General features: G+C 52.4%; 12 protein-coding genes. 4 read left to right on the forward strand and 8 right to left on the reverse strand.

Translation table 11 applies throughout. The features are described 5' to 3' along the window. Nucleotides 1–2: 2 nt before the first annotated feature. Genes F4Y39_12865 through F4Y39_12880 form a run of 4 tightly spaced genes read right to left on the reverse strand, consistent with a single transcriptional unit; the run spans nt 3 to nt 3,133 of the window. Nucleotides 3–989, reverse strand: coding sequence for a hypothetical protein (locus F4Y39_12865; GenBank protein MYC14613.1), 987 nt, complete (start codon nt 987–989; stop codon nt 3–5). A gap of 6 nt (nt 990–995) precedes the next feature. Then, entirely contained in the window at nt 996–1,970 is a 975-nt protein-coding gene (locus F4Y39_12870) for an acetamidase (protein MYC14614.1), read from the reverse strand. Nucleotides 1,971–2,000: 30 nt separating this feature from the next. Continuing rightward, on the reverse strand, nt 2,001–2,201 hold the full coding sequence (locus tag F4Y39_12875; GenBank protein MYC14615.1) for a hypothetical protein: 201 nt from the start codon (nt 2,199–2,201) through the stop codon (nt 2,001–2,003). A gap of 20 nt (nt 2,202–2,221) precedes the next feature. Further along, entirely contained in the window at nt 2,222–3,133 is a 912-nt protein-coding gene (locus F4Y39_12880; GenBank protein MYC14616.1) for a hypothetical protein, read from the reverse strand. Between the two features lie 147 nt (nt 3,134–3,280). Here F4Y39_12880 and F4Y39_12885 point away from each other — a divergent pair, with 147 nt between their 5' ends. The 3 genes from F4Y39_12885 (at nt 3,281) to F4Y39_12895 (ending at nt 7,280) form a co-directional block, all read left to right on the forward strand. Next, entirely contained in the window at nt 3,281–4,129 is an 849-nt protein-coding gene (locus F4Y39_12885) for a phytanoyl-CoA dioxygenase family protein (GenBank protein ID MYC14617.1), read from the forward strand. Between the two features lie 4 nt (nt 4,130–4,133). Beyond that, nucleotides 4,134–6,350 carry an amino acid permease gene (locus tag F4Y39_12890; protein ID MYC14618.1) on the forward strand — a complete coding sequence of 739 codons (2,217 nt, stop codon included), beginning with the start codon at nt 4,134–4,136 and terminating at the stop codon, nt 6,348–6,350. 99 nt (nt 6,351–6,449) lie between these two features. Then, complete coding sequence (locus F4Y39_12895; GenBank protein MYC14619.1) at nt 6,450–7,280, forward strand: phytanoyl-CoA dioxygenase; 831 nt, start codon at nt 6,450–6,452, stop codon at nt 7,278–7,280. An 88-nt stretch (nt 7,281–7,368) separates the two neighbouring features. Here F4Y39_12895 and F4Y39_12900 read toward each other — a convergent pair whose 3' ends face one another. Further along, nucleotides 7,369–8,274 carry an amidohydrolase gene (locus F4Y39_12900; protein ID MYC14620.1) on the reverse strand — a complete coding sequence of 302 codons (906 nt, stop codon included), beginning with the start codon at nt 8,272–8,274 and terminating at the stop codon, nt 7,369–7,371. Then, on the reverse strand, nt 8,204–9,115 hold the full coding sequence (locus tag F4Y39_12905; GenBank protein ID MYC14621.1) for an aldo/keto reductase: 912 nt from the start codon (nt 9,113–9,115) through the stop codon (nt 8,204–8,206). Before F4Y39_12905 ends, F4Y39_12900 begins: the two co-directional genes overlap by 71 nt. A 99-nt stretch (nt 9,116–9,214) precedes the next feature. Between F4Y39_12905 and rnd the strand changes: the two genes are divergently transcribed. Then, complete coding sequence (gene rnd / locus F4Y39_12910; GenBank protein MYC14622.1) at nt 9,215–10,384, forward strand: ribonuclease D; 1,170 nt, start codon at nt 9,215–9,217, stop codon at nt 10,382–10,384. A gap of 8 nt (nt 10,385–10,392) precedes the next feature. On the opposite strand, the gene F4Y39_12915 is transcribed toward rnd, so the two are convergent. Both F4Y39_12915 and F4Y39_12920 read right to left on the reverse strand, forming a co-directional pair. Further along, the gene (locus F4Y39_12915; protein ID MYC14623.1) at nt 10,393–11,004 is read right to left on the reverse strand and encodes a YigZ family protein; all 612 of its coding nucleotides are present in this window, start codon (nt 11,002–11,004) and stop codon (nt 10,393–10,395) included. A gap of 5 nt (nt 11,005–11,009) precedes the next feature. Further along, complete coding sequence (locus F4Y39_12920; protein MYC14624.1) at nt 11,010–11,543, reverse strand: hypothetical protein; 534 nt, start codon at nt 11,541–11,543, stop codon at nt 11,010–11,012. Nucleotides 11,544–11,583 lie beyond the last annotated feature (40 nt).

An 11,583-nucleotide genomic window follows, 5' to 3' on the forward strand; every position in this document is an offset into this window, starting at 1 on the left:
GCTCATCGTCCATCGCTCATCGCCGCGCCAACCTCCCGCGCAACCCGGGGGCGACGCAACTTCCAGATCATGCCATCGTAAATAAAATGCATAAACGACGTGCCATACGTAAAAACGAGAAAAATCGGAAGAGAAAGAAACTTGAGGCCATATAACAAACCGCTAACCACAACAATAAAACCCGCAGTATAGGGCACAATACGCTTCCCCGCTCGCGTCAGCACAGGCGACGCAAACGCATCGAGTTTTGCCTTATTGTGAACCGTAAGCGCGACAAGGGCGATATATTCCGCGGCATGGCTAAAGCTGGTCGCAATAAAAAGCGCGTCTGCAGATAAAATGGGCACAACGCCATACATGAACGCGACCGAAGCAAAAAAAAGCAATTTGGGCCAGTTAATCTGCGCGCCCCGAAACTCGTAAATAAGCCATGCAATAGTAACAGCAATAGCTGCGACATATATCCCTTGCGCCCCCACCTGGGGAAGTGGCGTCCCGATAAGCGTATGCAAATAATGCATAACGCGACCTTCGACATCGGCCTGAAACGCAAACAGATACCCAAAACCCGCAATGCCCCAGAGATACGAAGTCCAGGCATCGAGCTGTTTGTGCCCCCATTGTCCCTTGCCGGAATAAATCCGCAAAATGCCGTACTTTTGGCGAACAAAATGGAAATAATTGAAAAGATACCAGAAAGCGAACATCTCGGGCTCTTCAACCCGAAAATAATAACACAAGGCGACAAACCCCAGACACAGCACCGGGGTAATGAGATAAATCAACCGCCGACGTTCAAATTCAATGCGATCGAGATAAACGAGAGGAAAAGTGAAATACCGGTGGGCAACAAATGACGTAACCGCAATGAGACGGAATGTCTCACTGAGGTCAGGGAGCAGATAAGGAGCGGCAAAAAAGACCAGCCATCCGAGCGAAATACAGCACAAATCGACAGATGGGGAAATAATCCAGTGAGATTTTTTCATCGCATACTACGCGCGGGTCGCGCCCAGGGTTTCGAGAACTTGCTTGGGAATTTTGCAAACAAAAGTATAAGCGGGATCGTACATATTGCCCATATCGTATTCAACGGCCTCGCCCAACAACACATGCACGGTGCGCTCATCCAGCCCAAAATCCGACACAAGCCAGCGGATCATTTCAGTAGTCGCGTGCTCCACGCACTGATCGAGCGGACGGGCATTGCCCACCGTAAAAATATGCGTCTCATTCTCACCCCGCGGCCAGTTAATCGTCTTGCCCTTGTGCAGATGAACCGAAAAACGGACATCAAAAGAAATTTCAACACCCGTACCCACAATTTCGCCATCGCCCTGAAGCGCGTGCCCATCGCCAATGTGAAAAAGCGCGCCCTCGACAAAAACCGGCAAATAAACCGTCGTGCCCTCGTTGAAACGCTTGTAATCCATATTCCCACCGTGCGTGGATGACGTCGCAGTCGAAATCGCCTGACCCCGCGGCGGTGCAACCCCAAAACATCCGGGATGCGGATTAAGTGGCAAAATTAGATCCCTCAATGGACGAGTAGCGGGACTGCCATAACCGGGCGTGGTATGATCGCGGTTGTGAGAAACCTCTACCGGGCGTGCCGTGCGATTCTCAAAATCAATCTCCCATAAAACCCGCGAAATATCATCCTCAAATTTGGGCACATAACCCGGATCGAGCACATTGGGCGCAACGCTCGCAGACGTATAGCCATGGGACCGATTGGGCATCAAATAATCAAACACAACCGAAATCGAATCCCCCGGCTCAGCACCCTCAATATAAAAAGGACCCGTCTGGGGATTGCCGCCCTCGGTCACTTGCTCACTCGTCATATCCCTCCCACCCGCACAAACCGTCGTCGTCGAAAGCGTATCACCACTTTCAATGGTAAGAACAGGTTCGTGAGACCCGATGGTCGTATGGTAATGCGTGGGGCTAAAGTTATGATGTGCCATGAATACTCCTAAAAGATTTTGTAAAATGTCTCATACCTCTCTAACATTTCCCGCACGAAAATCAGCAATAGCTTGATTCGCAAGGTGATCCAATTTGCCCAGCTTAACATCTTCCTCAATCTGTTTATCCCATACTTTTGCGTCAAATTCCTCGAACCACGCTCTAAAACGAGCCAGTTCATCTGGTGAGAGTTGGGCAACATCAGCTTGAAGTTCTTGAACCGCTGGCATGTATTTCTCCTTCCGTCATTTTACGCAATCATCCTTATCTTCTCCTGTGCCTCCCATACACTCACCCATGATTTACCTCGATCCTCACTCGTATAAAGCGTCTTATCCACAGCCGCCCATGCACACCCATCCTTTGAAAACGCAATATGAAACGTATCGATATTGTGCGGAACCGTTCCTGGAAATCCCTCGGTGACGTGTTCCCATGTACTCCCCGCATCATCTGAGCGGTAAAGCTGACCTGAAGCCTCTCCGTGGGGACCCTTGCTCACCGTAGCCAGCACACAATCTGGATCATCGGGATGCACGGCAATAGCGCGACCATAATAATAGGGAAAACCCTCAGACCGGTGGGACCACGACCTCCCGCGGTCATCGCTCACAAACACCGCACGCGCCGTATTCGCATATACGCGGTCGTCATCCCGGGGCGAAGTAGCCACCTGATGCACATCATCGTGCAAATCCGGCGTCACAGGCTCCCAGGTCTCACCGCAATCTGCCGAGCGCATAATACTACCCACGTGAATATCGGCATAAATCCAGCCATCTGTTGTCCTGGCAAAACTGCGCACATCTGGCGGACCACCCCAGGGCGTGTACCATTTCTCGCGCACCGGCAACTGGTCAAAAGACTCAACCCGATGCGTCTTCCCATCATCATAACAATAAATATGGGACTCGCCCGTACCGATAAGCAAGCGCAGGGGTTCTTCGTCAACAATAATCAAACACTCGATATCCTGCTCAATATCCGTAGCAACCGTCTGGGACCCCGTTTCGGTACACACAAACAAATCGCCACTCTTGAGGGCAATAACGCGATAAACTTCGCCTTTGGCAAGCGCGGCAACATCGCCTTCCAAAATCTGCACAGGAGCGTCCTGCTCCTCAAAACCCGCATGTACTGTTCGCGACGTAGCAATCAACATAACGCACCTCCATGTTTAAGTTTAAAAGCAATTTAACGGATCACCCCACCCCTGTAAACCCCAAAATCCATAGCCTGACAATTCTAAAAACTTGACAAACTCAGAAATGTCGGATTATTTGTATTCTACATAAAGGAGATCGATACCATGAATAATTGGAAACCCACCGACGAACAAAAACACCAATGGGAAGAAAAGGGATTCTTTATCGAGCGCAACGTCGTACCAGAAGACACTGCTTTTGACATGCGCGGCGTCATAAAAAACGAACTGCTCAAACCCGAGCCAAGTGGCAACCCCAATGCAGATCCCATGGACCCCATGGGCGACACCCCCGAAGCGCGCGCCTTGAGATTTCGAAAATTGGGCAACTTCTGCGTCGAATCCCCCCTCATCTGGCATACATTTCACACCGGACGAGAGATGCTCGCCATGGCGCGATATTTTTTGGACAACGACATCATCGTCAAATTCAACAGCGTATTTGTAAAACCCGCCAAAACGGGCAGTGCAACACCCTGGCACCAGGACAACGGCCTCTGGCGCGACGGAGAAACCGAACCCTTTAATGCCTGGATGGCACTCGACCCGGCAACCCGCGAAAATGGGTGTATGCAATTTGTCCCGGGCAGTCACAAAGGTGAGATAGTACAACATGTCCTGTACGAAGACAGCATCCACGGTGAACTGCCCCGCGACCTCGTAAAAACGCGCATAGAACAATGCGGCACAGAACACATCGAACTCAACCCGGGCGACGTGGTCTGCTGGCACAGCAGCCTGTGGCATTACAGCCCGCCAAACCCCAGTCCAAACAGCCGCATAGCCATAGCGGGCGTGTGGACAAACCCGAAAATCAACGCCGGGCGCATGCGTCCGCTACACCGCTGGGGCATGAAAAGCGGCCAAATATGCACCGCATTTCCCCCCGAATTCGTCCAGAACGAAAACGGTAAATTCCACCAGCCAGGAGACTTTCCCAAAGCCTCACAATAAAACAATGAACAAACAGGGAACCATAGAACGTTCCATAGGTCTGGCAGGTGCTACGGGCGTGGGCATTGGCGCCATCGTCGGAGGCGGCATACTCGCGCTTGCAGGCGTGGCCTATGCGACCACTGGACCGGCGACACTGCTCGTCTTCGCGGCCAATGGTGTAATTGCCGTACTGACTGCATTGAGCTTTGCCGAGATGTCAACCGCATTTCCCCAGTCCGGCGGCACCTATACATTTGCCAAAAACGTATTATCCGTACGCGCGGCTTTCGCTTTTGGATGGGTGGGCTGGTTTGCATCCATCGTCGCTGGCGTACTCTACGCAATGGGGTTTGCATCCTATGCTGCCATAGCACTACAAGAATGTGTGCGTCTTCTCTTTGGCGTCGCACCAGAATGGCTTCTTGGACAGGCGATGGTCGCAACACTGGCCATAGGCGCAACAGCCTATTATACCTTCGGCCTCATTCGCACGAGCGGGGGCGGGGACAACTGGATCAACTTTGCAAAAATGATCGTCTTTGCGGTGCTTATCGGCGGCGGTCTATGGGCACTCACGGGCCGCAGCCTGGGGGCCATACACGCCAGCTTGACGCCATTTCTCACCCATGGAACAACGGGATTTTTTCAAGCCATGGGATACACCTTTATCGCCCTTCAGGGTTTTGATCTCATCGCCGCCGTTGCCGGCGAAGTACGCACCCCCGAACGCACATTGCCGCGGGCCATGCTCTTGTCTCTCGCAGCGGCTCTGGGCGTCTATCTGCCCCTGCTCTTTGTTATCGCGACTGTGGGTGTCCCACCTGGACAGACCATAGGTGGCCTGAGTGCCAACCATCCCGAAGTGGTAGTGGCTCTCGCGGCGCGACATTTTTTAGGTGACCTGGGTTTCTGGCTCGTGCTGATCGCCGCCATCTTGTCCATGCTATCGGCACTACAGGCCAATTTGCTCGCGGCTTCCCGCGTAGCCCTCACCATGGCGCAAGACCGCACCCTTCCCGCACCCATTGGCGAAGTACACATTCGCCATAAAACGCCCATAACCGCAATCTGTGTCAGTGCTCTAACAATGGCAACCCTGCTGATGGTCGTACCAGATGTAGCGGCTGCTGGCGCTGCGGCCAGTTTGATCTTCCTCATCTCTTTTGCCATGACGCACTGGACCAGCATCCTGGCCCGAACGCGACGGCGCACACCCGCACCATTCCACACGCCATTATTTCCGCTCATTCCCGTTACAGGCGGTCTGTGCTGCGCTGGATTGGCACTCTTTCAGGCCATATCCGTGCCAACCGCTGGCTTGATCTCGGCGGTATGGCTGGGACTGGGCGGATTATTGTATTGGGCATTATTGGCGCGCCGCGCACGCGTTGTCGATGCCTCTGCCGAAGCCCTCGACCCACAACTGCTCCAAATGCGCGGTCGCAGCCCCCTGGTCCTCGTACCCGTGGCCAATCCTCAAAATGCCTCTGCCATGGTCGCAGTTGCCCACGCGCTCGCACCGCCAGGCGTAGGGCGCGTATTGTTATTATCCGTAGTGGCTACCCCAGAAGAGGGATGGCGCGAGGAAGAACCACCTCATACCTTGCGCGACACACAGACAGTACTCAGAGAAGCCGTAACAGCCTCGTTTGCCGCTGGAATGGCACCCGAAGCACTGATGACCATCGCGCCACAACCCTGGCCCGAAATTGTGCGGGTCTCCCGCGTACACCGCTGCGAGAGCTTATTATTGGGTTTGAGCGACGTCAACAGTGTCCATCTGGAAGAACTCATCAGTTCTGTATCATGTGATGTCGTGGTATTGCACGCGCCACCGGGCTGGCACTTAAAGAACGTACATCGCGTACTGGTACCCACGCGAAGTCTCGGTGCCCACGACAAATTTCGCGCCCGCTTGCTGGGCAGTCTGTGCCGCACGGGCAAACGCGAAGTCACATTTTTGCAGGTATTGCCCGAACACGCCAGCGATTTTCAGTGTGACCGCGCACAGCGCAGACTGACGCAATTTGCAAATGAAGAAGTTCCCACCAGAGCCGATGCTCTGGTCGTGCGCCACAACAAACCCCTCGAAGCAATTACGGATATGGCAAATAACTACGACCTGGCGATTTTGGGATTGGAGCGCATTGATAAAAACCGCAGACAATTTGGACAACTCGCACCGGCTCTCGCACAAAATATCACCTGTGCCACCATCATGATCAGCAGGCGAGGGTGAGAAGGGTGAAGGAGGAAGGAGGAAGTGTGAAGGATGAAGGATGAAGAAGAATCCTCAATACGGTGCAGGAGACAGGTGAACACACCAAAGGAGAACACCATGGACGAAAAAAAATGGTTGCAACACTGCGCTACAGAAGCGCAACTCAGGCAATTTAATGACGAGGGATATTTGATCGTCGAAGACGCCCTATCACCCGACCTGCTCGCGCGATTGAATGACGCCGTCGATCGGGTAGAAGCGCGGGAACGCGAGGCAAAAGGACTGAAACCAGATGCATTATTGAAAAAATTCCGAACTGTTGTGGAAGACGATGTCTTTCTGGAATTACTCGATAATCCCAAAACATTCCCGCTATTATGGGATATTTTGGGATGGAATATCCAGCTCTATATCTCCCATCTGATCGTATATCCTCCCGAGCAAAAGAAAGACAAGATACACCAGGGCGGCTGGCATCAAGACGGCGGGCGCCCTGTACCCGAGATGGAACGCCCCCACCCGCGTCTATCCCTGAAAATCAGCTACTGGTTAAGCGATGTGGACACGCCAGAACACGGCGCGATGCAAATTGTGCCGCGCAGCCATAAACTGGACAAAAAACCCGAAGAATACGATGTATTACCCGTATGTGTCAAAGCGGGAACAGCCGTCCTCTTTGACCGCAGAATGTGGCACCGGCGGGGAATTAACACATCCGACGTCACGCGCCGCGTGCTATTCTTTGGCTACAGCTATCGCTGGCTGCGGGGGCTGGATTACAACCTCATGCCCGAAAACATACTCAGCAAATGCGACCCCATCCGCCGCCAGCTACTCGGCGATGGCATAGACGTCAAAGGATGGTGGCAACCCACAGAAGCCGACGTCCCCCTCAAAAGTTGGCTGCGCGAACACCGGGGCGAAGAATATCTCGAAGCACTGGGATAGCGATTAACCAGAAAAACAGAAAGAGCCATAACACCTGAATGTTATGGCTCTTTGTTTTATACTCAGAGGGAGAGATCCCATCAGATTCTCATCCTCCTTCACCAAAAGACCACAGTTTGAGAATCGTCTTACACAAAATCCATTCGAGATCGTCGTCATTAAAAAACATGTGGTCGCGTATCAAATCCAGAGACCCTTTATACCCACAACTCCTGAATACATGGGGAAAATCCGTACCCCACATCAGCCGCTCGGGACCGTACACATCGTAAATGCACTTGATCATATCGTGCGTATCGCGATGCGGATAGGGCATATTGGATCGCTGTCCCACATTTGAAATCTTAACATGAACATTGGGATATTGTCCCCAATTGAGCAAATTGGTCAGCAGTGGTTTGGGATCCGGCTCACCCACGGGAATACCGGCAATGTGATCAACCACAACATTGACCTCGGGAAAACGGGCAATAATGGGTTCAACAGGCGCGTGATCCTCAGCCCCACCAAACAGATTGAAACACAGGCCCAGATCCCGGGCACGCGCCCACAGCGGATCCTTGTCAGATGCAGCCAAACCTGCAGGATCTCCATAACGCGACAAATGAATGCGCATCCCGCCAAAACCCTCTTCCCTGTGCAAACGCTCCAGCTCATCCGCGGCATCGGGCGACGTGGGATCCACAAGCGCCTGCGCCGCCAGCTTATCCGGATACTGCTTGATACAATCGGCAACATACCGATTATCAAAAAGATAGTGAATCGGCTGAACAATAACCGCTTTATCCACCCCTGCGTCCGCCATCGTCTCAAACAAAAGCTCGACCGAACCCGCCTCATGCGGTCGGCTGGGACCGTAGGGATAAGTTTCTTCGTCATCGCTCCACACGTGGAGATGGGGATCAATAATCATAATAAACCTCCTAAAAGCCACTCGGCGTATCTTGCAAAATTTTTTCAATACGTTCCAATTCATCATCCGAAAAATCGACATCTGCCGCGCCGACGTGTTCTTTGACCTGATCGGGATTTTTCGCACCAACGAGCACACATGTTACCTCCTCGCGGCGAAGAAGCCAGGCAATGGCGAGTTGGACCATAGTCATATTCTTGTCTGCGGCGACAGACTGTAACTCATCTGCCACTGCGAGATAACGGGCAAATAAATCGCCTTGAAAGCGAGATGAATTCGCGCGTTCGTCGTCTTCGGAAAAGACGTGGCCGGATGCGTATTTGCCCGTAAGCAAACCTTTCCCCAGGGGACTGTGCGCGAGAATACCAATACCCGTTTGTCTGCAAAAATCCAGGTCCTCGGCTTCAATATTTCGGTCAAACATATTGTAGCGCGGCTGATTCGAATGAAATGGGGCAATATCGTACGCTTGTTGCATCTGTGCCGCATTGAAATTGGAAACCCCGATAAAGCGCGTCTTGCCCTGTTCTTGCAGCCGGGCCATAGTTTCCATACTCTCTTCAATGGGATATTGCGGATTCCAACTGTGGATTTGATACAAATCTACGTAATCGACATCGAGATTTCGCAGGCTATTTTCAATGGCGTTTTCAATATCCCCTCGAGAATATTGACGACTGACTTTCGTTGCCAGAAAGCACCGCTCGCGATAGCCATCTTTGAGCGCTCTGCCCAGTGTGGCCTCGCTGGTGCGATATGCCTGTGCAGTATCGAGCAGGGTAATACCGCTGTCAATAGCAGTACGCACAGTATCAATACTATCCCTATCGCCCATATTGCCCATACCGCCGCCAATGGGCCAGGCACCCAGGCCAATAACCGGGATGTCGGCACCGTCTTTGCCTAATTGTCGATGGTTCATATAGACTCCTTTATAATAATAAGGTGCAGGTTCTGTGCTTGATATTAAGCGCGTGATATGATACCTTGATCTCAACACATTAACCAGAACGGTCTTTTCATGCCACTAATCAATACACCCAACGAACTCGAAACCCTTGTCAACCGCGCCCTGGACGCGCCCTGTGTGGGCATTGATACAGAATTTGTCTGGGAACAAACCTATTATCCGCGCCTGGGCATTATACAGGTGGGACTTTCAGAAAATGATTGCCACCTGATAGATGCCGTCACATTATCGGATCTATCGCCTCTGGGGACCTTATTATCAGACCCCCACACCGTGAAAATTTTGCACGATGCACAGCAAGACCTCTGGATTTTAAGACGGATAACAGATGCCATCCCCTGCAATATATTCGATACGCGCTGTGCAGCGGGCTTCGCGGGTTTGAGTTCAAACCTATCGCTGGGCAATCTATTGCGCATGCGTCTCAATATACAATTACCCAAAACAGAAACGCGCACAGACTGGTTGAGGCGACCATTATCGGACAAACAACTCGAATATGCCCTGGATGACGTGCGCTTTTTGCCCGCCCTTCGCGAACATATCCTGACCGACATACAGCGACGAGGCCGAGAAAACTGGCTGGCAGAAGAACTCCGTCAGTACGATATCGCCAAATTGTACGACGACCGCGCCCCCGAAGAACAATATACGCGCGTAAAAGGCACGGGACGACTATCGAGACGCGATATGGCCATCGTGCGCGAACTGGCCGCCTGGCGCGAAAAAAAAGCGCGACAGGTAGATCGCCCCAGAAATCGCGTGATAAGCGACGACGCCATCGTGCAAATTGCCCGGCGCAAGCCGCAATCAATTCAGTCGTTAAAACGAGTGCGGGGCATTGCGAGGGCAACCATAAATCAGTACGGCAATAGCCTCCTCAACACTGTACAGCGCGGATTGGCAATCGACGAAAAAAATTGCCCGCCCATATCGCTACCTGTGCGACCCGATCCCTTTGAGGATGCGCGTCTCGACCTCGCCATGGCATTTATGCGCGGACAATGTCTATCAGAAGGAATCGACATCGCAATGGTGGCATCGCGATCAGAAGTCAAAGAATTCATTTCCTCCCAAAAAAATGCGACAGATAATCCGTTGCACACAGGTTGGCGACGCGAATTTCTGGGCGCAGACCTCACTGCGCTCTTAACTGGCAAACACGCCATCGGCATCAATCCCAACACCCGCTTGCCAAACTTGCTCCGCGATAAACCATAATGCGCGCCTCACACCTCTTCAACCTGCGCCTGTCCTCTCGTGAGATTCCCCACTGCCTGCTTGAAAGGGCCAACCTGTTCTTCAGGCATAGCCAGTTCACATGTAATATCGGCCCCAAAATCTTCAGCGACAATACGTGCTTCAAAATCCGGAAGCAACCACTTGAAAGATTCATAAGCCGCATAGTCAATCGTCGCCAAAACAGCGACGCGCGTCACGCGCTCCGTACACTGAACCTTCTCAAGCGCGTGTTGAACGCCACCTGAATAAGCCCGCACAAGCCCGCCCTTGCCCAACTTTGTCCCGCCAAAATAGCGCGTCACCACCACTACCACATCGCCGAGACCCGAATGCGTCAGCACAGTCAGCATAGGACGACCAGCCGTACCGTGCGGCTCTCCATCATCGCTCATCCCCACATTGCCAGTCGTGCTTGGCGGCCCGATCAAAAATGCCCAGCAATTGTGTGAAGCATCTGGAAATTCGGCGCGAATTTGATCGATAAATATTCGAGCCTCTTCTCGTGCCGGTGTATGTGCCAGAGTAGTAATAAATCGACTACGCTTAATTTCATCCTCTACGCGGCATGTCTCGGCGGGAATGGGATAGCGATTGGACATAAGATCTACCACCCGTGAACAGAATGCCCTTCTTCCGGAAAAAAGGTAAAATCGACAATAGAAGACACCCCCACACCGACGACATAACCGATCACAAGGCCAAAGAACAAAGGGATACAGCGCCGATAGAGCGAAATGCCACCAATGCGCAGAATAATGAGCTTGGACGCCCAGGTCAGAAAAATACTGAAGGCATAGACCCGAGACCCCGACATCTTCTGAAAAGCCAGACCCAGGGGATGCAAGGGCCACCACGGGACGCGATTGCGAAGGAGCATAAGCAGACCCGCTTGCCCAAACCCAAAAATCCAGACCGCTATTTTACCCGGATCAAAAACCGTTTTATCCGCGCCGACAATAGCGGAAACCATGCGATCATACGTGCGAATATTGGACCCGCTAAAACCCGACAGCCCTAAATTTTGACCCGCGTAATTATATCCCAAATGGACAATAAAAAGACAAGACCCGAAGAACCCCGAGGCAAAAGCCAGCAGAACGATCCAGAAAACCCATCGGCGGCGGACGTCATTCCCCAAAAGTATGAGGTGATGAGGCAACGCGGGCCATGCGGGAATG

It is taken from the genome of Gemmatimonadota bacterium (assembly GCA_009838845.1).
Classification (GTDB): Bacteria; Latescibacterota; UBA2968; order UBA2968; family UBA2968; genus VXRD01.

Coding starts and splice junctions, on each gene's coding strand:
- F4Y39_12865 (MYC14613.1), bottom strand. CDS start 989: ATGAAAAAATCTCACTGGATTATTTCCCCATCTGTCGATTTGTGCTGT.
- F4Y39_12870 (MYC14614.1), bottom strand. CDS start 1,970: ATGGCACATCATAACTTTAGCCCCACGCATTACCATACGACCATCGGG.
- F4Y39_12875 (MYC14615.1), bottom strand. CDS start 2,201: ATGCCAGCGGTTCAAGAACTTCAAGCTGATGTTGCCCAACTCTCACCA.
- F4Y39_12880 (MYC14616.1), bottom strand. CDS start 3,133: ATGTTGATTGCTACGTCGCGAACAGTACATGCGGGTTTTGAGGAGCAG.
- F4Y39_12885 (MYC14617.1), top strand. CDS start 3,281: ATGAATAATTGGAAACCCACCGACGAACAAAAACACCAATGGGAAGAA.
- F4Y39_12890 (MYC14618.1), top strand. CDS start 4,134: ATGAACAAACAGGGAACCATAGAACGTTCCATAGGTCTGGCAGGTGCT.
- F4Y39_12895 (MYC14619.1), top strand. CDS start 6,450: ATGGACGAAAAAAAATGGTTGCAACACTGCGCTACAGAAGCGCAACTC.
- F4Y39_12900 (MYC14620.1), bottom strand. CDS start 8,274: ATGTCGATTTTTCGGATGATGAATTGGAACGTATTGAAAAAATTTTGC.
- F4Y39_12905 (MYC14621.1), bottom strand. CDS start 9,115: ATGAACCATCGACAATTAGGCAAAGACGGTGCCGACATCCCGGTTATT.
- rnd (MYC14622.1), top strand. CDS start 9,215: ATGCCACTAATCAATACACCCAACGAACTCGAAACCCTTGTCAACCGC.
- F4Y39_12915 (MYC14623.1), bottom strand. CDS start 11,004: ATGTCCAATCGCTATCCCATTCCCGCCGAGACATGCCGCGTAGAGGAT.